A 24,698-nucleotide genomic window follows, 5' to 3' on the forward strand; every position below is an offset into this window, starting at 1 on the left:
ATGGATGTGGAAGAGGAATTAATAACCATTTTCGTCTACGGGACTCTCAAGCGAGGCGATTGTCGACACCATGTGGTTTCTCGGTTCCATTTCCTTGGAGAAGCAGTGACGCAGCCCGTCTATCGACTCTTTCATCTTGGGTCTTATCCCGGACTTGTCGAAGTCGCCGAGGATGGAAGTGAAGTTCAGGGGGAACTCTATGCGATTGATCCGGAGCGCATCAGAGAGGTCGATGAAATTGAGGGAGTTGAGGCCGGTTTGTATCAGCGAGTTCCTGTGCAGTTGCAATCACCTTGGCGAATCAGCGGAGCTGAAACGTATCTTTATCTTGGTGATGTTTCTCATGCAAAAGACCTCGGCACGCACTGGGAAGTGGCAGAGTCATGATCTTCAGCAGCGCTGAGAACCGCTCAGCTTTGTTTGAATTGCACAAAGAAGAGTGCGAACATGTGATTCGGAAGTTGGTTTCTCTACCGGCGAAGTCGGTGAAAGTCGAGCTTGGCGGAACGGGCTTCAGCGGAGCGATCATCTTTCGAGTCGCTCTCGATGACGATCTCTACGCCTTGCGTCGTTGGCCCAGTCCAACTTTGCCTCAGCAGCGAATTCTTGGACTGCATCGTTATCTTCAGCATCTCAAAGAACGCAATCTTCCGGTCGCCGTTCCTGTTTCTGTCCCGAACTCTCTTCCAGGTCGGCAATGCAATCGGTCGCTCATCAATTTCAATGGTCATTATTGGCAGCTTGAACCTTGGTTGCCGGGCGAACCGAAACATGGCGATGAAATTTCTGATACCGAACTTCATGAAGCGATGCAGACGCTTGCCCGGTTGCATTTAGCCTCCAGCGATTACGTTACAAGTTCTTCTCGGAATGATTGGTTCTCTGTAAAAACAGCGGCTCCTCCTACGGTTCAGGAGCGAATCTCGCTGATTGATTCCTGGAATTGTGAGAAGCTTCAACTGTGCGAAAGAGCGATTGAAACGGCACCGTCTGAAATCCGGGATGTCTGTCGCTCGATCCTCAACTATTTTGTTCAGCGTGCAACCCCGCTGCGGGATTCGTTGTGTCAGAAATCCAATCAAGTTGTGACTCTTTTCCCTTGCTGGCGTGATCTCTGGTCGGAACATGTTCTTTTCACGAATGACAAAGTGACCGGATTGATTGATCCAAATGCAACTCGCTGTGATCACGTTGCAACGGATCTGTCGCGGCTTCTCGGCAGTTATCTGGGAGACGATAAACGGCGTTGGCAAGTTGCACTTGAGAGCTATCAAGAGGTTCGTCCGCTCACGGAGTTGGACCATGAGTTGATCCACCTGTTCGACAAAACCTCAGTCTTGTTGAGTGGGATGACATGGATTCATCGTTGGCAAAGCAAAGCAATTTCCGCTGATCAATTCGACAAGATTTTGGACCGCTTGCGACTCATCAAACAGCGTTTGCAGAAGTTGTGAGAGTCCTCTGGAAGCTTGCGATGTTCACGGGAACACCAGATCTTGAAGATGCTTAGAGTCGATTCAGGTCGAATCCGAATTGTTTCCAAGCCTGTGGAAGTGGAGCGGTGATCGACATGGCTTCTTTGCGGATGGGATGGGTTAACGATAATCGCCAGGCATGCAGGCCGATGGCTGCTGGGTTGCCGAGCGTCGATTTTGCTCCATACTTCTCATCGCCGATGACAGGACAACCACGACTGGCGAACTGGATGCGAATTTGGTGCATCCGACCCGTGTCGAGATCAATTTCAACAAGAGCTCTTCCCTGATGCTCCGACAAGACGCGATAACGCAGCCGCGCTTCTTTTGCACCGGTGGTATTTTGCTTGCGAATTTCAACGCGTGATTGATCGGGAATTCGATAAATCCAGTCTTCGAGAGTCCCCTCTAGCTGACTTGGAATGTGTTCGAGGATCGCACGATACGTTTTAGTGACCTGCCGTTTGGCGAACTGGTCAGAGACCCGGGCTGCACTCTTCGAATTGCGGGTGAAGACGGAAACACCGGAAACGGGGCGGTCGAGACGATGCGGAATTCCGAGGTAAACATTGCCCGGCTTATTGTACTTCTGTCGCAGATAGTCTTTGACCTGCTCGGCCAGACTTTGCATCCCGGCAGGCGCACCTTGCGAGATGACCCCGCTCGGTTTATTCACCGCAATCACGGGGCCATCTTCACAAATGACGTTCAATTTTGGGTTGGGTTGGATGATCGACACAACGGATCCCGCAAGTCTCACACTCGATGAGAGTCTTTTCGATGCTTGCCGCGGCCGTGAAGGTCACATTCATGACTTCGAAGACTGTTCGCCACGAGGCCGGACTGCGACACCTATTTCTAAACCGCTCTAGTTCTCGTCGTCATAGGTCATTAAAGCAAAGCAGTCGTGAGGAGCAAGGACGTCTCTTCCATTGAGAAAGCTGAGTTCGAGAGCAAATGCACAGCTGACCACCTCGGCACCAGACTGCTCGATCAACTTCACGCAGGCGTTCATCGTTCCGCCGGTTGCCAGTAAATCGTCAACTAAAAGAACTTTGTCACCTTTTGAGAAGGCATCAGTGTGAATCTCAAGAGTGTCCGTTCCGTACTCTAATTCGTAATGGAATGAATTTGTGTCGAAAGGCAATTTGCCCGGCTTACGAACCGGAATAAACGCAGCATTCAGCTCCAGTGCCAGCGGAGCTGCGAAGATGAATCCGCGCGCTTCGGCGGCTGCGATCGCATCGATTTTTTGATCGCGATAGTGATCTGCCAGTTGCTTGATGGATTCTCGAAAGGAATCGGGGCACGAGAGCAGGGGGGTGATATCGCGAAACATAATCCCCGGCTTCGGGAAGTTCGGAATGTTGCGGATTTTTTCTTTCAAGTCCATGAGAATGTCTTATTGAGTGAGAGTGAATATGTCTGTCGCGGGTGATCTTACACGAATTTGGAGAAATGTTTAGTTCCACACTTCGTGGAGTCAGATTTAAGTCAGTAGGGATCTCAACTCACTCCGCGTGCAGGCTTCCAATTGCCGCATGTGTGGGTCACCAAAAGTGTGGCTGCTGCAACTGAGCGAAACATCAATCGATGTTAAGAGTCTCGTTTTACTTTGCATCGGAAATTGGCAGGTCTTCTTTTCCGAGCAGCTGAACTCCGGTCGCTTTGAAGTATTTGAGTTCCGCCTGATCCACGAGCTCTACCGCGTCGGGGTCCGAATCGTAGAGTTTCTTGATGCTAAACCAAATTGCGATGGCACGTTCAACCTGGCCTTCTTGAAGAAAAGTATCCGCACGCTCCAGGGCGGCTCTCACGTAATCGAGGCGGTCCGGGGGCATTTCATTTGTGATCTCGGAGATCATTTGAATCAGTAACGCTGACAGATTCTGGTCTTCTTCAGAGCTTCCGAGAAGTTCGTAAAACGCCATCAGCTTTGATCGTGCTTCCGCCAGGCGTCCTTGACGACGTAGTTCCATCGCCTGCAGGATGATTGCTTCGGCTTCTGACTTGGGGGCAGGTTGCTGTTTCGTGGCCTTGCCGAACAATGTTTTTCGTAACTCGTAGATCTCGATCTGGTCCAGATACGGGGTGACTTCCGGTTCCCATCGCTCTCGGTCGGCTTCGATCAACGGAAGAAAATAATCTTTCTTGGCAGCTTCCCATGCCAGACCTGCCGGGCGATCCATGAGATCTTCGCCACGCTGAAAGAGTTGTTCCTGAGAAGGCGTGTTGATACGGAACAAGACATAGACAAGTCCGCAGGTCAGTAACAAGACCCCTACCAGAACCCAGGTGTTGTCAAGCAGTCGATGCAGTTTTGAATCAGGCTTCTCTGCATCCATCTGTGCGCGGAACAAGTCGCGTACGAGTGTTCCGCCAACTTCGTCGCCAAGGCTTGCTCCTGGGGCAACATCTGCCATCGTCTCAGCTGTTCCGACCAACTCCGAATATTCGGATTCCTGCTGCTCTTTCAGATCGACTTTCTTCGGGATTTCCTTCAGACGCAAGCTGAGCACGTAAGCATCGGGGTAACGATCTTCCTGTTTTTTTGACAGGCACTGGCAAACAACTTCATCCAGCCAAAACGGAACTTCAGGAACCAAACGTTTGACGCTGTCGAACTGAGAGAATCGGTGCTTCTGAATAATGTCGAGTGCTGTCTTCCCGGTGAATGGGGGCCGACCGGTGAGCATGACGTACATCACTGCCCCCAGTGAGTAAAGGTCGCTCTGCTTCGTGGCCCGCTTGCCTTGTGCCTGTTCGGGGGACATATATTCAGCTGTCCCCAGAATCCCTCCGGTGACTGTTAATTTTCCGGATGCAAAGACCTGAGCGACCCCAAAGTCCGTCAGCTTGATGGTCCCATCCTTCCCGATTAACAAGTTCGACGGTTTTAAATCTCGATGAATAATGCCGGCGTTGTGAGCTGCTTTGAGTGCCGAGCAAACTTGCACGCTATAATCAATTACCTCGCGCCAGGGGATTCGCCCTTCTCTTTCCAGTCGATCAGCAAGTGTCTCACCATCAACGAACTCCATGGTGTAGAAGTACGAACCGAGGTCTTCACCATTCTCGTACAACTCGACAATGTGTGGGTTTGTCAGCTGCTTCATCGCTGCGATTTCGCGATCAAAACGAGCGACAAAGCCTGCTTCGCGAGCCATCGACGCTGGCAGCAGTTTCACGGCTGCGAACTCGTCGGTTTCCTGATGCCGTCCGAGATAGACGGTTCCCATCCCTCCGGAACCAAGTTTCCGTTCGATGAAATAGGGACCGATTGTCGCAGGTAATTCGCGATCGGCTTCAGTCTCGGGATGAAAATCTGATTCGGAAGTGCTCACAATTGTCTACAATTCGTCAGACATGATTCATTCATTCATTTTAGAGCAGTTTGCTCTATCGTCTGCCCGTGAAGAACGCATTTCTCTAGTAAAAATGCTGTTCGCCGCGAGCCAGAACCTGCAAACCAATTCGAAAGATGCAATAGAACTGATCTGGAACCTTGAAAATGACTCTCCAAAGACTGAGGAAATCACTGATTTCAGGAGCTTTCGGAGAGGTATTTCATATCCCGCAAGATCAGTCTAAGGAGCAACGATGCAGACAGCAATTCTATTAGTGGCCCACGGGTCTCGACGTGATGAAGCCAACGATGACCTTGTGAAGCTGGCGAAGATGTTCACAGAGGCCACGACCGATGAAATTGTCGAAGTGGGATTTCTGGAAATTGCCCATCCTTCGATCCCCGAGGGGCTTCAAGCCTGTGCTGAGCGTGGGGCGGAGTCGATATCGATTCTGCCGTTTTTTCTCTCTCCGGGAGATCACGTCACCCGCGATCTTGCGAACTTTCGAGACCGATTCCTGGCTCAGACTCCCCAGATTGCGTGTCACGTTTGCCCACCGATTGGACTTCATTCCAAACTGGTCGAATTGATGCTACTGCGCTTAAGCGAAGGCCGACAACTTGCCACTGAAGTTGCCGGCGAGACAGAGTGAACAACGGACAAGATCGAATCGTCTATTCCGGTAATAATGGTTTGGGATTTTCGATCCAGGCGGCTTCTCGTTGTCCGGCTCCGGGGCGGTCGGTATCGCCGAGGTCTTTTCTGGCTTCTTCTGCGTAGCCAATCAGGCGTTTTACCACTTCTGGGTGATCCGCAGCGACGTTTGTTTCCTCAGAGATATCTTCATTGAGTTGGTACAGTTCGGCTGCTTGCTCTTTTGTCGTGCGGGAGTTGATTTTGCGTTTCGTGTTTGGCAGGTAAAGTTTCCAGGCACCTGACCTCACTGCCTGGAGTTGATCTCCGAAGTAGTAGAAGAACGCTTTGTGTGGAGACTTGGCCGTTTTTGGTTCGGATAGAATCGGCCAGATGTCTTTGCCATCGATGATTCGATCTTCAGGAACCTTTGCACCGGCAAGCTTGGCAAATGTTGGATACAGATCCATTGTGGAACACAACGTATTTGTCGTGGCATGAGGGATTTTTCCCGGCCAGCGAATGATGCACGGAACACGCATTGCTCCTTCGCTGACATCGTATCCCCAGCCTTTCAACGGAGCGTTGCTTCCTTGTGGCGGATTCCTGCGCGGGGCTCCATTGTCCGAAGTCCAGACGACGAGAGTTTTTTCGTCGAGATCAAGACGCTTGAGCGTTTTCAGAATTTCTCCTGTCGACCAATCCAATTCTTCAACCGAATCACCATAGGTTCCGTTTTTACTTTTTCCCAAGAACGCTTCACTGGCAAATGGGCTGCGTGTACTACCAGGCATGGCATGAGGGAGGTAAAGAAAGAACGGCTTCTTCTGATTCTCTTCGATAAAGCTGACTGCTCGTTCCGTGTATCGTTTCGTGAGCAAGGCACGATCAACGCCTGATTCGAGGACCTTCTCATCTTCCATCAGCGGAAGTGGTGGCCATGGTTTTCCTTCGCGAGGTGTCATGTCGTCGCTGTACGGAATTCCGAAGTAAGAATCGAAACCCTGACGAGTCGGCAGCAGTTCAGGTTGATCACCCAAGTGCCATTTTCCGATGATCGTTGTCGTGTATCCGGCCGATTTCAAGACTTCGGCCATCGTTACTTCTTGTGGATGCAATCCTTTCGGCGAGACCGGTTGGAGAACCAAACCACCGCTGTCTGATTTTTGCATGTTCACACGTCGCGGATAACAGCCGGACATCACACTCGCACGTGATGGGGTGCAAACTCCACTGGAGACGTAAAAACCGGTCAGTTTGAGACCTTCCTCAGCCATCTTGTCGAGATGTGGAGTTCGATGGAGTTGAGAGCCGTAGCAGCCGACATCTCCGTACCCCAAGTTATCGCACAGGATGAAAATGATATTCGGCTTTTCGGCCTGAGCGGAATTGGCGAGAGAAAGAGTGCTCGTGCATAGAAGCATCAGCAGTAGAAGCGGCGTTGGAAATCTCATAGATACCCTTTCGGATTGGTGTTCGTGTTTTGCCTCGTGCATCAGTTGTTGGTCCGAGGTCACAAGAGGTCCTTGTTTACTCTCCGGTTGGAAGCTCAATATGTGCGAAACCCGGATCGTTCACAGGCATCACTTTGAGGGCAGTTTTTCGGACGGACTGGTCGATGGCGATTGTCAATTGATGTTGACCTTTCTCGACTTCTGCTGTGATGAGTTCAGAGGAATCGATTGGTTTTTCGTCAATCCAGATTTGGAGACCATTTCCAGAATTTAATTTGAATCCGATCTTGCCCGATTCAGAATTAAACTCTGTACGCACGAAACTCATCCCTCGATTTCCGGCAGCCGAACGGTTGCGAATTCGTAGCTCCGGAAGTTCTGAGACAGCGAGTTCTCCGTTGACGTGGCTGTAGACCCGGCTCCATTGGAAGTCTGGGTTATCGGTTGCGGCAGCGGCGTAGCTGATTCGACGGAACTGAAACGCAGCTTGCTGAGTCGCTTGAATCGTTTCCCAGTGCCTGACAATTTGCTGTGTGCTAATGGTAAACTCAGGGACGCGACCCAAGGCGTACAGAAAGGCTGATAAGTCGATCAACTCCTGATGAGTAATGTTCGATGTCAGGCCGGCCGGCATCAGCGATGCTCCTTGCTTTTGCTGTTCAATCGAATCTTTGAGAATCATCAGTTCTTTTCCGTCGGCATCTTTCAGGAAGAGCTGAGTGCCCGTTTCACGAGCTTTGATTCCTGAATAAATCTTTCCTTCATCGGTCGCGACGACAACAGTATGGAAGCCCTCTTTCACTTTGGCATTCGGATCGAGGATCGATTCGATGATGTAATCTGGCTGGGCTGTTGCCCCCAGACTCAGGAGGTTCGAACCGATTGTTCCACCAGCGGGACCAACTGCATGACACTTCAAACAGTTGAGGTTCTGTCGGCGGAATATTTGTTCACCGCGAGCAGCGTTTCCATTTGCTAGAACGTCTTCTACGAGCGTCTGCATTTGTGCAGGAGAGAGTTTCACAGGATCTTGATTCAGTCCGCCAGCGGTTTGCAGGAGTTTTGCCAGTGCGGAATCCTGTTGGCCGGACGAACTCAGAATTCGCGCACCAACAACAGCTACGTCTTTCGGAATTGTCTTCCCTGCAAGAGCTTTGGCGACGTGGTCTGCGGCGCCCTTCCGTTGCAGGATGGACTGGAAGAGCGGTTGAGAATCAGGAGCTGATGCCGATTGGAAAAAGAGAATCGACAGGTTCGCGGCCTGCTGAGGTCGGAGTCGAAGAAGTTCTTCAATTGCAACACGTCGCAAAATTGGAGCCGATTTGCTCTTGGCTAAGTTTATCAGTTCCGTCGCTGCAGGTTGATCAGAAAAGGCTCCGAGCGCGCGAATCGCACTCGAACGATCCTGCAGCGAAATCTTCTCATCTTGAGTCGCTGAAAGAACGACGTCTCGCAACGGCTGATGCTTCCAGGCTCCGATGCACATGACGACTGCAGCCCGGATTGAGGGACTGTTCGCGTCGGCCAACTTTTTGATTTGATTGAGATCACGAGGCGGGATGATCTTTCGATTCACCGCTGCCGGATAAAGCGTATGAAGGAGTGCGTGCCTGAATTCATCAGAGATATTATCGCTGAGCGATAAATCGAAAATTGCTCCCAGATGTTCAGGAGTCCCGATGTCAGCGATGACGCGAAGTGCATCAAGCCGGGCGGAGCCATCGAGCGTTCCCTGCTGAATCTTCTGAACCAGTGTTGCTGTTCCGGCAGCTGATCCGGATGATCGCAACAGAAACGGAAGTGCCTGCGGGGGAGATTCCACATTCAGCGACCCGTCCAGCAAGGCAGGTGTCCAAATCGGTTCGAGGTCACGACATGTCAGCCAGAGTGCGTAGTCGATGTTTTCGTCAACATCTTGTTCCAGAGCCTGCAGGGCGATACTGACAGCTTCAGGTTGTTTCACTTCTGCGAGAGCACGGATCGCTTCGAGTCGAACTTGCGGGTGCGTGTCTGCGATCCGTTGTGCCAGAATCTCCAGCGGAGAATCAACTTTCTGTATGAGCTGCCCAACGACGCGTGTTGCTGCCGCGCGGACATGATGGTCTTTGCTGTTTAAACACTTTCCGAGCAGAGCCGGTTCGATTTTCCCGAACGATTGATGAATCCACAACGCTTCAAGATTGAGTTGGTCGTTGGAATGTTTGTTGGCCCAGGCGAGGACTTCGGGCAACACTTTCTCGCCCTGTTCTTTCAGTACGACTTTGGCTTGAGATCGTGAGTAACGATTTGGTGAGTCGACATGGCTGAGCAATTCGTCCGTTGAGAGTTTCGTGAAGTCGACCGGTTTGAGAGTTGGCTTTCCTGTGTATGTGACGCGCCAGATCCGACCATGTGTGTGATCGCGACGAGGGTCACGGAAGTCGACTTCGCCATGCTGGATGATGGGGTTGTACCAGTCGGCAATATAGATCGCACCATCGGGGCCTTGTTTGACATCAATCGGCCGAAAGGCAACGTGGTCCGACTTAATCACTTCCTGCTGCTCTTGTGAGCGGTAGCCGGAAGCGTCTTCCGTCAAGACGAATCGGCAGACACGGTGTCCACGGAAATCGTTGGTGATCATGCTGCCTTGCCAATCATCTGGCAGGTGCTCGCTTTCTACAATTTCCAACCCGCAGTGCTTCGGGCTCCCAGGATTAAGACCATGCAAGATCCGCTGAGCGCCGTAGGCTGTCATGTACGAGGCGCCAGGAACCATGTAGTTGATTCCTTCTCCACCGGCTCCGTCGGTTCCGAAGGTTTGACCGTAGCGGTCGAAGTCGGTCCCCCACTGATTCACGAGTCCGCGAGCGAAGACACTTAGCTCAAGCGTTTCGGGTCGAAATCTCCACATTCCGCCGGCGTTGAGTCGGTGGATTCCCCAAGGGGTTTCGATGTGACTGTGGATGTAGATCGACTGATTGAAATAGAGGTGGCTGTCCGGTCCATATCGGAGAGTGTGAATAATGTGGTGAGTATCTTCAGTTCCGAATCCGGAGAGAACGATCTCTTTTTGATCAGCTTTGCCATCTCCATTGGTATCTTTGAAGTGCAGCAGTTCGGTGCTGGCGCCAACGTAGACACCGTCATTCCCGTAGGCGACTGCAGTCGGAATGAGAAGTCCCTCAGCGAAGACTTCTGTCTTGTCGCTGACTCCATCACCATCGAGATCCTGCAGGTACAGGATTTTGTCTTTCGGTTTTGCTCCCGGTTCGATGTGAGGATAGGTTTCTGAACTGGCAATCCAGAGTCGCCCCTGTGGGTCGAAGTTCATTTGGATCGGCTTGGCAATTTGCGGATCGGCAGCAAACAGGTTGACTTCGAAGCCTTCGGGCAGAATGAAGGTTTTGCGTTCGAGCTCTGGGTCCGTTGGAGGGATGACTTTCAAATCACGTTGCGCGTACAGTCCTCCTCCCAGCAAGTGGATCAGACAAATCATGAACACAATACGGCAAGCATTTTCCATGCTTGCCGTGCCCGTGAAGTTCACCTTTATGACTTCGAAAACTGCTCGCCACGAGGCAGGACGTAAAGACCAGTATTTGATTTGCTCTCGATCTCTTCTCATTGATGAACCTGTATGACGGACGATTTCAGTATCGATGTTTTTATCGTTGACTATAAATTAAGTAGTGAATTTTCGAGGCGACCAATGAAGTTTCTCACCGCGAAACCTGTGATTGAAAGTGACTTCAATCTTAGTTCGATCCTGGAGAGGGCAGTTTCAAGCTTTCGAATCAGTTGTTCAAGTGAAGCCACTCCGAATGCCGGGGTGGGCGATGTCAGCGGTTCGTTAAGGTTTCATCGAGATTGAGCAACACGTTTGATAAAACTGTCCAGCTGGCCTGGATTTCAACTGGTGTTTTCTCGGTTTCGCGACTTCCGATCACTTTGAGTTTCTGAGCTGACTCAATTTCGTTGGTGTATTTTTCTCTGAGGGATTCGAACGTCGATCTGAGGACATTGAGTTCCTGCTCAGTTGGCTGGCGAGCGGTGCAAAGCAGGAACCCGTAGGTGAGTTGCTCATCCTGCGTCGCTCCTCCTTCACTCAAAATTCGTCCCGCGAGTGCTTGTGCGGCTTCGATATAGACCGGGTCGTTCAGAGTGACAAGTGCCTGCAACGGAGTGTTTGTCCGAATTCGTCGAACTGTGCAGACTTCGCGGCTGGGGGCATCGAAAGCATCCATGGAAGGATACGGAAGCGAACGTCTCCAGGTGGTGTAGATTCCGCGACGAAATTTGTCTTCGCCTTTGCTGGTTTCCCAATCGGTAGAGCCACCGAAGGCTGCCCGCAGTCCTAACTTGGGGCGGGGAGGATTGACGGAGGGGCCGTGCATTTTCCTGCTGAGCAAACCGGAGATTGAGAGTGCCTGATCGCGAATCATCTCGGCGGAGAGCCGGAAGCGGGGACCTCGAGCCAATAGTCGATTCTTCGGGTCTCTCGCTACGAGTTCAGCGTCAACAGCCGAGCTTTGTCGATACGTCGCAGACATCACAATGAGCTTCAGAAACTGTTTCCGGCTCCAACCGTTGTTCTTTAATTGAATTGCCAGCCAATCCAGTAACTCTGGATGACTTGGGTAGTCGCCCTGCATTCCGAAGTCTTCGCTCGTCTCCACGAGTCCGATTCCGAACAGGATTTCCCAGTATCGATTTGCGAAAACACGGGCTGAGAGCGGGTTCTGAGGATCGATGAGCCACTTTGCGAAATCGAGGCGGTCGGGGTTAGAACTCTCGCTTCGATGGAATTCCTTCAGGAGACCGGCTGAGACTTCTGGTCCCAGGTCGAGAAAATTTCCACGCACATGGATATGAGTTTTTCGGTGTTTTTCCTCGGGGAGTGCCCGCATGATGGGAACCGTCACAGGCTTGATGTTTTTCAGTTGTGTTTCGGTTGCCGTGATTTGTTTTTTGAGCTTTGCAACTTCGGGGCTGTTCGCTCCGAGATACTCTGCGATGGCAGCACGTTCATCATCAGCGAGTTTCTGCGTTGAATCGGGAACGTGAACTTCCGTTTCCTGTTTGTTCGACTTCAGCTTTGACTTCGCCCAGGTGGGGTTTCTCTTTTCGTCAAGCAACACGACTCGAAAGTCGTCGAGGCGTTTTCCGATGTTCGGGCTGTCGTTTCGGTTCCAGACAGAAATTCGATCAATTTGATAGGTCGCTCCCAAGTCGACTTCCCACCAGGGTGACGCATCCCGATTGGTATGCGTCGTCGATTTCGATTCGAAAAAATCTCCGTCGGTGTTTCCATCGACTGCAAGATTGGCTGTCCCGTTGTAGCCAGTGCTGCTTTGTGTTGCTTTCTTACCTACCGCGACTTGCTCATTTTCCGAGAAGACTTGCACCTCTGCCAGAGATAGAAACTCAGTTTTCCCGGGAAGATCAATTCGCACAAACCGGGCCTGGATCGGACCATCTGCGAGTTTTAAGGTGGGTTCCTCTTTGGCAGATATTTGTTGAAGCTTTTCGAGGTCGGTTTTCAGACCGTCAATTTTCGCTTGCAAGCTGGCCTTCTGCTCTTCAAGTTCAGGAGTCCAAAGATTCAGCAGCGGAGACTCATCACGTTTGTCTGCATCTTCGGTTTGATTCAGAATCGCGTACACATTGAAATACTCTTCATGAGTAATCGGGTCATATTTGTGAGTATGACACTGAGCACATGCCATCGTGAGGCCCATCCAAACCTGCATTGTTGTGTTGACTCGATCTACGACGGCTGCGCTGCGGAACTCTTCATCATCGGTTCCGCCTTCGCTGTTGGTCATGGTGTTTCGGTGAAACGCTGTTGCGATCAATTGCTCTTCTGTCGGATTTGGGAGTAAATCGCCAGCGAGTTGCTCAATCGTGAATTGGTCAATCGGCATGTCCTCATTGATTGCATCGATGACCCAGTCTCGGTACTTCCAGATGACGCGCGGTGGATCGTCTGCGTACCCAGCTGAGTCTGCATAGCGGGCCAGATCCAGCCAGATTCGAGCCAGACGTTCTCCGTAGGCCGGTGACGCCAGCAACCTGTCGACCAGGCGTTCGTAGGCTTGCGGTGAAGTGTCGTTGATGAACTGTTTAATCTCTTCCGGTGAGGGAGGTAGTCCGGTGAGGTCCAGCGAGAGACGTCGAATGAGTGTTGAACGGTCCGCTTCGGGAGACGGCTTGAGTTTCTGGCTGTCGAGCTTGTTGAGGATGAAGCGGTCAATGTCGTTGCGACACCAGTCTGGATTGCTGACATCAGGCAGTTCCGGGAGTTTCGGAGCGACAAACGACCAGTGCTTGTCGTACTTGGCTCCCGATTCAAGCCACCTCTTCAGCGTTTCAATTTCCTGCGGAGTCAGTGCTGGCCCTTGATCTGCAGGGGGCATGCGCAGCGAGTCATCGCTGGTTGTGATCCGGGTGAGAAGTTGGCTCGCTTCGATATCTCCCGGGACGACCGCACGCTCTCCGCTGTCGAGTTCAGCACGGGAGGCAATAGCTTCATCAAGACGCAAGCCTGCCTCACGTGTTTCGGGATCTGGACCGTGACATTTGAAACAGCGTCCAGAGAGGATTGGTCGGACATCGCGAGTGTAATCGACCTCTTCTGCAATCAATGTGGAGATTCCCAGAAGCGGGCAGCAAACCGATAGAAAGAAGGCACGAAAGTTCATGAAGTGATCCGATTGAAGAAGTCCCTGTCCGGAAATCTTTGTGATGAAGGATTTCTCATTGTCTGAAAGATCGAATCCGAATCTTCGGTTCGATTCTCATTGAGAAACACCATTCTTCATTTCTTCACTTTAACAAAACGACGACCAATGGTCTGTCATCCCAGTGAACGACAGCGATATCTGAAGTCTTTTCAGAACAGATCCTGAAACTTGAAGTTGCTCTCTCAAACGTTGAGAAAGCAGTTATTCCAGAGGTTTTCGGACGGATTCTAAAACACGTTCGTATGTTTTGTGTCGGTGAAGAACACTTTTCATCAGGGAGGATACTGTACACCACAAGAGAGAGGGCGTACATCATTTCCGGAAAGACTCGTGACCAAATCCAATTTTCGAACAGATCCTAAAGCCTGAATTCACTCTCTTAGACATCGAGGAAAGTGGCCGTCCCACAAGCTTGCGGACTTCATCCAGTCTTCGCGAACTGCCTCTTGGCGGGCAGTCTACGAAGTCGTGAAAGCGATCATCACAGGCCCTGAAAACTTTACTGCAACCGGCGAACAAGTTCGGCGACTTCATCGGGAGAGGGAATAGCTTTGACGAAAAGTTCCAGATCATCCTGCCCTGAACTGGAGATGGCGATATCTCCGATGCCCAGAATTCGCTGAATGACATTCTGGTGGACCTGCAGGTTTCGGACATCATCGTGCTGAACTTCAGTGGTCGATTTAGAAATAATTCCTTTCCGAAGAGTGGTCCGTTTGTTGGTGACTTGCATCGTCGTTGCGATGATTTCCACATACCAATAAATCAGATATCCAGCAGACAAGATGAGAACTCCCAAGCAGAGTGCAGCGAGTGTCCAAGTTTGATCAATGGTTGCCATGACCCCGAAGACTGCCGATGCAATAGTGAGTCCGACTAATGCCAGATAGAGGAACGGATGCCGACGAAACATTGCAGGATGAAGTACAACCAAGGTTGACTCATCATCTGCCGGGCTGGTGATTGAGTACTCTGCGTCGACATGCATCGTCTGCGGGTCCGATTCCATCATTGGTTTCGCCGATGGTTCCTCTGCAAGGAATGGGGTTGAACAGTGAGGGCATTCAACCGTCTCTCCGACGAGTGTTGTGGCAATGTCAATCGAGGCATCACACGCTGGGCAGCGATATGTCAATTGAGAAATGACTTCTGTCTTGGGTTCCATTGTGACGGTACTTTCTTTACTAGAGCTGATCCTGAAACTTGAATTTGCTCTCTATAACATTGGGAAAAGCAGCGATTCCAGAGGTTTTCGGATTGGTGCTAAATATGCTTACAACACTTCTGGTATTGCTGTGTCTGGTGGTGATTTCGATCACTGATTCAGGTGATTTCAATGAATCAATCTGAACCACAGAAGTACGGAGAAGCAAAAGTGAACTGGTCTTATTTCATCCTGAGTGGTCTCTGAACAATCAATTGAATGCATCGACGGCATCAATATCTGTCTTGGTACAAATAAAGCACGATTTGTGCCAAAACATCTGTTCGTCAGTGTCTGTTGCCAGTCCTGTCGAGATGAAAATTTTGTGATGGCATGCTGGTTGCAATGGAGAGTTCTGGATGACATCGTTCCCATTTTTTAAAGAGATCAGCCACCATGAGTTCTTCATTTTTGACAATTCAGCAGGAGAGTAGTGATCCTGCAGATGAAGCATCGTCGAGCAGTGACGCTGAAGGGTCCGACTCCAATTGCGAAGAGAGCCTGGAGTCGCTCGTTGATGAGTCGAAAGAGGAAATGGACGGCGACGAGGTGAACATTGGAGAACTGCTCGACTCATTCGAAAGCCGTGGGTTCGGACCGTTGCTGCTCATTCCTGCGTTGATTTCGATTTCTCCGCTCGGCACGATTCCGGGCATGTCGATCGTGACAGGAAGCTTGATTTTCGTGATCGCTACCCAAATGATCTTTCGATCGGATCATCCCTGGATACCGAAACGCCTGGAGGAAATCAGCTTCAGCCGGGAACGTTATGATAAGACGATCGATAAAATGACCCCTTGGATAAAATGGATCGACCATTGGGTTTGTGATCGCTGGGGATTCATGACGGTTGGGCCGATGCATTACGTTGTCGCTGCAGTCATGATCCTGTTGTCGTTGACTTACTATCCGTTAGCTGTCGTTCCATTTGGCGTTCTGCTTCCCGGGACGGCAATGGCCTTCTTTGCTCTTGGGATCACGATGCGAGACGGCTATTTAGTGACACTCGGTTTGGTCGCAGCTTGTGGAGCAGCCTACGGTATGCTCGCTCTTTGGCCATTTTAGAGCGAATTCGCGATTGGTCTGCAGTCATATCGCTGCTTCTGCAATGCTTTTCGTTTTCGGATCGTTTCTGAATTCCCTCAAATTGAAACCGTATCAGTCATTCGAGTCGTTGAGTTTGCTATACTCCTCGTTCTTGTATCCATCGATTAGAACCAGTCCGGAAACCTCTGGGATCGTCGCTTTTCTCAACGTTTGAGAGAGCATTTTCAGGTTTCAGGACCAGTACCATGTCAATCAAAAGAGCCTGTGTGACAGGATATCGGCAGTAGTGACATCCACCGACGTTTGCTGAGTCAATCAACAAGCTTGCGGGAGAATTCGCGACACACCCCAGTAATGAAGATCGGTCAAACGCAATGGCATGGTGGTTACAAAGATGGGACACGCTTCGTGGAAGCTTGTGGTTTATCCCTGGGCTGGGTGTGCTGGGAGCCTTGCTGCTTTCCGTCATGACGCTTCAAATTGACTATCAGCTTAGCTATGAAGAATTGAGCCCTCCGAACTGGTTGATTACAACCAGTTCTGCAGCACGTTTGACGCTCAGCTCTCTTGCGGGGGCATTGATCACAGTGACAGGTGTCGTGTTTTCCATGACGATGCTCACGCTGGCTCAAACATCCAGTCAGTATGGTCCACGCTTGCTGCGTTCATTCTTGAATCAAAATGTGACGCAATTGACTCTCGCAGTCTTTGTGGGCACAAGTTTGTACTGCATGTCCGTTCTGAGAACGATTCGGGAAATCGGGGAGGGGGATTTATTTGTTCCGCACCTCTCCGTCTTCGTTGGTTTGTGCCTGGGGTTAATGAGCTTACTCTTCTTCGTTTATTTTATTCATTACACGGCAAGTTCAATTCAGGCTGAGTCCGTCATCCGGGCAGTCTCTTATGAACTGGACGATGCGATCGAGCGGCTCTTTCCGAAATGTCTCGGCGACGACTCAGACGACAGCAATGCAGACAGCAGCAATTCTGGCGACAGCGACCCAAGCCCGGAGAAGCCGGATTCTACGATTCTCATTCAGGCAGATTCGATTGGGTATATTCAAGGAATTGATGGTGATCGCCTGATCGAACTGGCTGATCAGCTTGACACGGTTTTTTATGTCAGAGCCAAGCCCGGGGATTACATCTTTCATGGCGCACCACTTCTCGATGTCGCCGAAGATGAAGTTGAGGAAGAGTTTCAATCGAAAGTGAGAGAGACATTTCTAACTGGAGTGCGGCGAACTCCCAGGCAAGATACTGGGTGCGTCATTAAAGAATTGGTCGAAGTTGCCATCCGCGCACTCTCACCCGGGATCAATGATCCCCACACAGCTGTCGCCTGCATTAACAGTCTGGCATCCGCCCTGAGTAGCGTCGCTGGCCGTGAGTTTCCTGATTCGCATCGCAGAAATGAAGAGGGCAAGGTTCGTGTGATTGTTCAAACTCCGACCTTCTCTCAGCTGCTTGATGACTGTTTTCGCGAGATTCGTTTTTATGGAGCAGATTCCTTTTTGGTTTTGGAGCAGCTCTCGAAAAGCCTGCTGATGCTCTCATATTTCGTTCAACGCAAAGCAGATGCTCAAGCCATTTGCCGTCACCTGAAAATTATTGAAAGTCTGGCTGAGAAAAACCTTACAGTCGACGAGGAGAAAAAACAGATTCTCGCGATCACGGAAGAGGGAAAAAATCGCCTTGAGAAGATCGTTTGAGAATTATTGAAGTTGAGGAGCCAGGCTATCTCTTTTGCGATCCAGAGATGAGGCAAATCAATGCGACGAACAGCGACGCCCCGACGATTGACCAGACGACTGGAAAGGTGTGCGAATCAATCTGGATCGCGAACTGTTCTGGCAGTCCCAATTTCATCGCCAACCAGCGTCCCAGCATCGCTCCAACGAATCCGAGAGCAATTGAGCCCAGGCAGCCGACCTTTGATCGACCGACAATGGCTTGACCAATACTTCCGCAGATTCCTGCGATCAACAATAGGAGGAGTATTTCAACAAAAGTCATGGCTGTTTTGCCTCGCGTCGTTTAAAAGCATCTTTCGAATTGTTTTGCAGGATCTGCCTCTCAAGGATTACGGAGCCTTTCATACGAGAAGTTGCTGAAGAGCCTCGCAGTCCTGATGCGTTTGGCGGGACACACGTTCTTGAACGCAAAAAGAGCCATCGATAGCTCGATGACTCTTTTTGCTGAAATGAGGAATTCTGCGATCCCAAGAGTCCTGCAGTTTCTTGAGGTCGTAGAAATCTACTCGATGTTTCGATGCCTGATTCAATTTCTCGTGAGAGCGAATCAGGCTTTCGCCGAGACAAACTTGCCTCCTCGTGCCCGTGGAGGGTGCTCTTCATTTCATTCAATGAATCGCACATGTCCACGAGGTAGAATTCGTACAATTTTTAGAACTGATCCTGAAACTTGAAATTGCTCCCTCGAACTTTGAGGGAAGCGACTGTTCCAGAGGTTTTCGGACTGTTTCTTAATTGTTTTAAACGTTGACGCGGCGACCACTGAGTAGTGAGATGACAGCGAGAACCAGAAAGACAAAGAAGCAGATCTTAGCCGCTCCGTATGCCATACCACCGACCAAGCCAAATCCAAACAGACCAGCAAGTAACGCGATGACCAGAAATGTGAGTGCCCATCCTAACATGATTTTTCCCTTTCAAAAGGAGTTTGATTTTTGTTGAAAGGTACTAAGGCACACCCTGTGCCAATTTCGGTTTACCATGTGTAATTGGTTTGTAAGATGTTTGTGGAAAGCCGTTTATGAATATTCACAGGATGTGTGAGTCGATCAGTCCAGAAAAACGATCGGTCGCTGATCTATCGAACTGTCCATTCCGAGACCAGCAATTCTTTCGGTCTCTGCTTGATGTTCGACGCTCAAACTCTAAAAAGCATCCATGAGAATGTTTCTTGGAGTCAGGCCGACAAGAGCATCACAGACTTACGGCAGAACTGACAGCCCCAAACCACTCTGGGGCTCAAACTTCATTACCCACGCAGAGAGAGGGGACAGGGAGGGACTCAGTCATAAAATCCGTTTCTTGAGAGCTTTCAACTCGCTCTCACATTGCGAGACGAGCTAGATCATCTTTCGAATTGGTGTTCAGGTTCTGCCTCGTGGCACACAGTCAATCACGTGACAAGACGCTCAATTCGCGGACACAATAAACACGAAAGTGTTCCAGTTAAAAACAAGGGGACCAGAACGTTGCATAGAGTTCGGAGCGCAGAGTGCAGTCAGAATTTTTAATTCGTTGTTCTTCAGCGGGATGACGATTCTTCGTTGAAATTTTGTTAGAGTTGAAAAAATAATTCACAGTCAGCCGAGGCTGATCTTTGGAGAAAAACATGGCACGAGTATTAGTTATCGATGATGACCGGTCGGTTCGAATCCTTGTTGAGAAGGGGTTGGAAAAGAGTGGGCATCATGTCTTTGCGGCTGCGAACGAAGCCGAAGGACTCGATGGGATTCGTGAGTTCAAACCGGACGTGTTATTGCTCGATTTAGTTCTGAAGGAAGGTTCGGGACTGACAGTCTTTCAGAATGTCCAAAAGCTGGATTCGCGGCTACCGGTCATTTTCATCACCGGAGAAGCCGGGAGTGAAACGACGATCGAAGCGATGCAGATGGGAGCCTTGGACTACATCGCAAAACCTCTCGATATCACCATCCTTTCTGAGTTGGTCGAGCAAGCGGCTCGTACGCGACAACTCATGAACACGCCTGTGGCGCTCGGCGTGAATCCAGCAGGTTCTGGTGGGGACGATGCGTTTCTAGGTCGCAGTCCCAAAATGCTGGAGGTTTTCAAGATCATTGGTCGAGTTGCCAAACAGAAAATCCCGGTTCTCATCCGCGGAGAGAGCGGAACAGGCAAGGAATTAGTTGCCCGGGCAATTTATCAGCACAGCGACCGCTTTGATCGTCCATTTATGGAAGTCAACTGTGCTGCTCTCCCCGACACGCTTCTGGAGAGCGAGCTTTTTGGGCATGAAAAAGGTTCATTCACCGGAGCGGATCAACGCCGGATTGGAAAGTTTGAACAGTGCGATGGCGGGACGATTTTTCTCGATGAAATCGGAGACATGGCACCCGTTGTTCAGGCCAAGGTTTTGCGTCTCTTGCAAGAGCAGCGTTTCGAGAGGGTCGGAGGAAATGAGACGATCCAGACCGACGTTCGAATTGTGACCGCTACCAACCGTCAACTGGAAGAGATGGTTGAGGAAGGGAGCTTTCGTTCAGATTTGATGTATCGGCTGAATGGAGTGACGATTTCCTTGCCGCCGCTGCGTCAGCGAGGAGCAGATATCAAAGATCTGCTTCAATATTTCTTGTCTCAAGCGATTCAGGAACTCGGTTATCCTGAGTTGCAGGGACTCTCTGAAGATGCCCTGCAAGCCTTGATGGAGTATGAATGGCCCGGGAACGTTCGTGAGCTTCGATCGGTGATGCGCCAGGCTGTGATAAATTCGACTGGCACAGTCATTGCTGAGAGCTTTCTCCCTCCAGAAGTTCGGGGAATTCAAGTTGAAGAGACTGATTCGCGGGATGGGGAGAGTGACGGACGTTCTATCAACCTGGCTGGATTCGTGAGTCGCAGGCTGAAAGCAGGATCGACGAATTTGTACGCTGAAACTTTGGAAATCATGGAAAGATACCTGATGGCACAAGTTTTACAGCAGACAGAAGGGAACCAGTCTCAAGCTGCTGAAGTCCTGGGGATCACACGCGGAAAAATTCGGGATCGAATTGCCGCATTCGGAATCAATGTGAACAAGACGGTCTCGGTCGATCCAGAGTGACCAGCAACAAATATCGGGAGACATTTCGTGGCGGAGAACTGGCAATCACTCTTCTTTGAGCAGGTTCAAGATGCCTACATCGTGATTGACGTCAATAGTGTCGTCCTGTCGTGGTCCACACAGGCTGAAAAGTTGTTTGGCTGGCGTGCGGAGGAAGCTGTCGGGGCGAGACTCGATTCTCTGATCATCCGTGATGAGGATCTGGATGCCCATTTGTCTGGATTGAAAACATATCAATCCACCGGTATGGGGCCACTCATCAACAATACGACAAAACATGTCGCGAAAACGAAATCAGGCTCGACGATTCCCGTCGAACTGTATGTCGTCCCGATCAAATCAGGAGAGACCTCTCAATTTGTAGGTTGCGTTCGCGAAGCTGAAGAGGTTGACCGTCAATCGATCTCCCGACCCGCTCTTGAGTCGTTTCCTGGAGAGGAAAACTCGATTCAAATTGCTCTTCAAAACGCATTGCAGGAGATCTGTACGACGCTGAATTGGGAGGTCGGTCACGGATTGATTGTCGATGAGCTTGAGAAAAGTTTAGTCTCGACCGAGATCTGGCAGTTTGCGACGCAAGAGGTCGCCTCTAAAGCATCTGACCTGAAGAATGCGACCCGTTTTACGTTAGGAGAAGATCTTCCGGGACGTGCCTGGGAGAATCACGAAGAAGTCTGGCTGGCGAACAGCAACTCTCCCAGAATCCGGGACAACGCATCCCTCAGCGAGTTCATCAACTCCGGAGTGGCTGTCCCAATTATCACCGATGGAAATGTCTCAGCGGTACTGGAGTTCTTCGATTCTGGAGACCGGGAGCAGAGTTCTGAGGTTGTGGAGTTCATCGAGCGGTCAGCTTCCAGGCTGAGCTATGAGCTTGAGCGGCATCGTTGGCATCGAGAAATGTCGTTCCTGGCAGAGATCGTCGAGTCAACGACTGATGCTGTGATTGGAAAGGATCGATCTGGAAAAATTGTACTCTGGAATCATGGCGCCGAGTTGACCTATGGGTATTCCGAGGCAGAAGCACTCGGAGAGTCGATCTCTATCATTTTGCCAGATGGGGTGAATGAAGAAGAGCAAGAAATTCGGGACATTGTTGCGACACAAAAACGCCTCTCCTCATTCGAGACGGTCCGGAAGAATAAGAATGGCGAACTTCTGGATATTTCGCTGACGATCACTCCGATTCGTGATCGGGAAAATCGATGGATCGGTTCCGCAACAATTGAACGCGATATCACCGCTTTTACTGAATCGATCTATGAGCTCCATGACCGCGAAGAAAAACTCCGGCTGATTATGGAAGCTTCGGGAGAAGCGATTTACGGCATCGACCTCGAAGGGAAATGCACGTTTGCGAATCGTGCTTGCATGCAAATTCTGGGGTACGAATCAATGGATCAGGTGCATGGTCAAGACATGCATATGCTGATTCATCACTCTTTCGCAGACGGAACTGAGTATCCGCGATGCCAATGCAAAATTTTGGAAACATTTCGATTAGGGAAATCGATCCATATTCAAGACGAGGTTTTTTGGAAAAAAGACAACACAAGTTTTCCTGCAGAGTATTGGTCCTCGCCCATCCGTCGCGGTGATGAAATTGTTGGTGCGGTCATCGTCTTTGAGGACGCAACACAAAAGCATGCGGACGATCGAACGCGAGCAGAATTGGCAGCGATAGTTGAATCTTCGCGTGATGCGATTATCGGGAAATCTCTCGATGGAATCATTAAAACCTGGAATCGTTCAGCGGAAGAGCTTTACGGATATTCCGCACATGAAGCAATCGGCCAGGCGTATTCGTCGCTTGTCTGTCAGGGAGATGACTCAGAATCGACAGTTCAGGAGATCAATAACGATGATTCCGGAATCCCAGTAGAAGCTGTCAGGCGACGCAAAGATGGGACTCTGATTGATGTCGGGGTGACGGAGTCAGCGATTCATATTGCTCAAGGGAAGATTGTCGGGACGGCATCGATTGAGCGAGATATCACCGTTCGAAAACAACGCGAGGCCGAACTCGAATCCGCTCGCAAAACTGCGGAAGTCGCAAACCAGACGAAAACAGAATTCCTCGCAAACATTAGCCATGAATTACGCACACCTATGAACGGTGTGTTAGGGATGCTTCAGGTCGCACTTGAAGAGCAACTTCCCGCAGCTTTGAGAGACTATCTGGCAACAGCTCACGATTCTGCGGAAACGTTGTTGTTGCTTCTCGACGAGTTATTGGACTTTTCTCGTTTGGAAACGGGACAGTTTGAAATCATTTCCGAAACGTTCGATATTCATTCGGAAATCGATTTGGCTTTGAAGGCCCTTGCTCTACGCGCTCACGAGAAAGGGCTGGAATTGATCGTCGACATTGATCCGAATGTCCCTGTCTGGGTTGAAGGTGATGCGGGACGTCTTCGTCAAATTATCACCAACCTTGTTGGCAATTCGATTAAGTTTACGGACGTCGGCGATGTCGTGTTGAAGGTGGTGAATGAATCTCGAACGGAGGAATTCATCCGATTGAAATTTATCGTCAAGGATACAGGAATCGGGATTCCGGAGGAAAATCTGGAAACGATTTTCTCTCCCTTCACTCAAGTTGATGCCTCAATGACACGTGCCCGAAGCGGGTCCGGACTTGGGTTGGCGATTTGCGATGAACTCATTGAAAAAATGGGTGGGACAATTTCAGTCACCAGTGAAGTCGGAGTTGGGACCACCTTTGAAGTGAATCTTCTCTTCCGTTTTGCTAACAAGCCGGAGCATCATCCAGACTTGCGTCAATTGGCAGGAGAACAGGCTCTCGTTGTTGACGATAATGATGCAAACCGGGAGATCCTTTCGAAACTCCTCGACAATTTTTCGATGCGGGTCAACTCTGCTGAAAACGCAGGAGAAGCAATCAATTTATTGCGTAAATCGTCGGACTCTGAGTCAGTCTTTGGGATTGCGATCATCGATTCTCTGATGCCTGAAACGGACGGGATGAGTCTGGTTCAAGAGTTGCGGAATCAAGGCAACAACATGCCGATTATTCTCATGGTCTCTCCCGGAGAGCGACTCGCCGTTGAGCAAAATGCCCAGAAGCTTGGGATTTCAACATTTCTGGAAAAACCGGTCTCTCGCTCAGATGTTTTCGATGCGGTCATGACAGCCTTGCGCGGACCACAATTAACCCGTGAGTCGTTTGAAGAGCTGACTCCTGTTTCACATCGATCGCTCTCGGTCCTTGTTGCGGAAGATACTCCTGCCAATCAAAAAGTGGTCAGGGCGATTCTGGAAAGGCGAGGGCATCAGGTGACGATTGCTCACAACGGAAAAGAAGTGTTGACGAAGCTGAATAATGATCAGGTCTTCGACATTATCTTGATGGATGTTCAGATGCCTGTGATGGATGGGTTACAGGCGACTCGGGCGATTCGTGATCAGAAGGAATTCCATGATATTCCGATTATTGCGATGACTGCCCATGCTCGCCGTGAAGATCGCAGGCGTTGTCTTCAAGCGGGAATGTCCGGATATATTTCCAAGCCATTGGACGTCAACAAATTGATTCGGCTCATAGAAAAATTATCCAAGAGTAAAAAAAACAGTCCAGCTCAGGTTGAATCAAAATCATCTAGTCGAGAAAAAGTTGAACCTCCAAAGATCGTAAATTTAGATGCAGCTCTCAAGCGGTTGGGAGACGATGAGGAACTTTTGGATTATATGAAAACTGCGTTTCTAGAAGATTCTCCGCAGTTGCTTGAAGAAATTAAGACTGCCCATGAGAAGTCCAGTTTTCCAGAGTTGCACCGGGCTGCACACAGCTTAAAAGGGCTGGCATCAAATTTCGATGCTTTCAATCTTATTGCTTCAGCACTAGAAATTGAGAACGCGGCAAAGGTGAGCCAGCCGGTCGATGCCTCTTTGATTGCTCAGGTCGAAAGTGATCTGAGCGATGTCACAGAGGCCATCCAATAGTCGAGCTGAAGGCGTGGTCATTCACTGAGATACGA

16 protein-coding genes are annotated in these 24,698 nt (G+C 50.1%); 7 read left to right on the forward strand and 9 right to left on the reverse strand.

The window, feature by feature from the left end; translation table 11 throughout:
- Together Mal48_RS22370 and Mal48_RS22375 are read left to right on the forward strand one after the other, a co-directional pair.
- Positions 1-387, forward strand: a complete 387-nt coding sequence (locus Mal48_RS22370) for a gamma-glutamylcyclotransferase family protein (RefSeq protein ID WP_145205195.1) — start codon at positions 1-3, stop codon at positions 385-387.
- On the forward strand, positions 384-1,454 hold the full coding sequence (locus Mal48_RS22375; RefSeq protein ID WP_145205198.1) for a phosphotransferase enzyme family protein: 1,071 nt from the start codon (positions 384-386) through the stop codon (positions 1,452-1,454). The genes Mal48_RS22370 and Mal48_RS22375 overlap by 4 nt, the downstream gene beginning before the upstream one ends.
- Positions 1,455-1,506: 52 nt before the next feature.
- On the opposite strand, the gene Mal48_RS22380 is transcribed toward Mal48_RS22375, so the two are convergent.
- From Mal48_RS22380 to Mal48_RS22390, 3 genes are all read right to left on the reverse strand, one after another.
- On the reverse strand, positions 1,507-2,214 hold the full coding sequence (locus Mal48_RS22380; RefSeq protein ID WP_231739792.1) for an RluA family pseudouridine synthase: 708 nt from the start codon (positions 2,212-2,214) through the stop codon (positions 1,507-1,509).
- Between the two features lie 129 nt (positions 2,215-2,343).
- Positions 2,344-2,868, reverse strand: a complete 525-nt coding sequence (locus Mal48_RS22385) for an adenine phosphoribosyltransferase (RefSeq protein WP_145205204.1) — start codon at positions 2,866-2,868, stop codon at positions 2,344-2,346.
- 217 nt (positions 2,869-3,085) lie between these two features.
- Positions 3,086-4,819, reverse strand: coding sequence for a serine/threonine protein kinase (locus tag Mal48_RS22390; RefSeq protein ID WP_145205207.1), 1,734 nt, complete (start codon positions 4,817-4,819; stop codon positions 3,086-3,088).
- A gap of 256 nt (positions 4,820-5,075) precedes the next feature.
- Here Mal48_RS22390 and Mal48_RS22395 point away from each other — a divergent pair, with 256 nt between their 5' ends.
- Entirely contained in the window at positions 5,076-5,474 is a 399-nt protein-coding gene (locus Mal48_RS22395) for a sirohydrochlorin chelatase (RefSeq protein ID WP_145205210.1), read from the forward strand.
- Between the two features lie 22 nt (positions 5,475-5,496).
- Here the strand turns inward: Mal48_RS22395 and Mal48_RS22400 are convergent, their stop codons facing one another.
- The 4 genes from Mal48_RS22400 to Mal48_RS22415 all read right to left on the reverse strand — a co-directional run bounded on the left by Mal48_RS22400 (position 5,497) and on the right by Mal48_RS22415 (position 14,799).
- The gene (locus tag Mal48_RS22400; RefSeq protein ID WP_145205214.1) at positions 5,497-6,909 is read right to left on the reverse strand and encodes a sulfatase family protein; all 1,413 of its coding nucleotides are present in this window, start codon (positions 6,907-6,909) and stop codon (positions 5,497-5,499) included.
- 76 nt (positions 6,910-6,985) lie between these two features.
- Entirely contained in the window at positions 6,986-10,516 is a 3,531-nt protein-coding gene (locus Mal48_RS22405; RefSeq protein ID WP_145205216.1) for a PVC-type heme-binding CxxCH protein, read from the reverse strand.
- A 214-nt stretch (positions 10,517-10,730) separates the two neighbouring features.
- Positions 10,731-13,592, reverse strand: a complete 2,862-nt coding sequence (locus Mal48_RS22410; protein WP_145205219.1) for a DUF1553 domain-containing protein — start codon at positions 13,590-13,592, stop codon at positions 10,731-10,733.
- Between the two features lie 541 nt (positions 13,593-14,133).
- Positions 14,134-14,799 (reverse strand): PH domain-containing protein, encoded by a 666-nt coding sequence (locus tag Mal48_RS22415; protein WP_145205221.1) that lies wholly within the window; start codon positions 14,797-14,799, stop codon positions 14,134-14,136.
- 435 nt (positions 14,800-15,234) lie between these two features.
- On the opposite strand from Mal48_RS22415, the gene Mal48_RS22420 reads away from it, so the two are divergent.
- Both Mal48_RS22420 and Mal48_RS22425 read left to right on the forward strand, forming a co-directional pair.
- Positions 15,235-15,903: an exopolysaccharide biosynthesis protein gene (locus tag Mal48_RS22420; protein WP_145205223.1), complete on the forward strand. Its 669-nt coding sequence runs from the start codon at positions 15,235-15,237 to the stop codon at positions 15,901-15,903.
- A gap of 356 nt (positions 15,904-16,259) precedes the next feature.
- Positions 16,260-17,597 carry a DUF2254 domain-containing protein gene (locus Mal48_RS22425; protein ID WP_145205226.1) on the forward strand — a complete coding sequence of 446 codons (1,338 nt, stop codon included), beginning with the start codon at positions 16,260-16,262 and terminating at the stop codon, positions 17,595-17,597.
- Positions 17,598-17,622: 25 nt separating this feature from the next.
- Here the strand turns inward: Mal48_RS22425 and Mal48_RS22430 are convergent, their stop codons facing one another.
- Together Mal48_RS22430 and Mal48_RS22435 are read right to left on the reverse strand one after the other, a co-directional pair.
- A complete protein-coding gene (locus Mal48_RS22430; RefSeq protein WP_145205229.1) occupies positions 17,623-17,901 on the reverse strand; it encodes a GlsB/YeaQ/YmgE family stress response membrane protein in 279 nt (92 codons plus the stop codon).
- Between the two features lie 478 nt (positions 17,902-18,379).
- A complete protein-coding gene (locus Mal48_RS22435; RefSeq protein ID WP_145205232.1) occupies positions 18,380-18,544 on the reverse strand; it encodes a DUF1328 domain-containing protein in 165 nt (54 codons plus the stop codon).
- Positions 18,545-19,248: 704 nt separating this feature from the next.
- On the opposite strand from Mal48_RS22435, the gene Mal48_RS22440 reads away from it, so the two are divergent.
- Positions 19,249-20,700 (forward strand): sigma-54-dependent transcriptional regulator, encoded by a 1,452-nt coding sequence (locus Mal48_RS22440; protein WP_145205235.1) that lies wholly within the window; start codon positions 19,249-19,251, stop codon positions 20,698-20,700.
- A gap of 27 nt (positions 20,701-20,727) precedes the next feature.
- Entirely contained in the window at positions 20,728-24,663 is a 3,936-nt protein-coding gene (locus Mal48_RS22445; protein WP_145205238.1) for a PAS domain S-box protein, read from the forward strand.
- Positions 24,664-24,698 lie beyond the last annotated feature (35 nt).

This window comes from Thalassoglobus polymorphus, assembly GCF_007744255.1.
In the GTDB taxonomy this organism is placed as follows: Bacteria; Planctomycetota; Planctomycetia; order Planctomycetales; family Planctomycetaceae; genus Thalassoglobus; species Thalassoglobus polymorphus.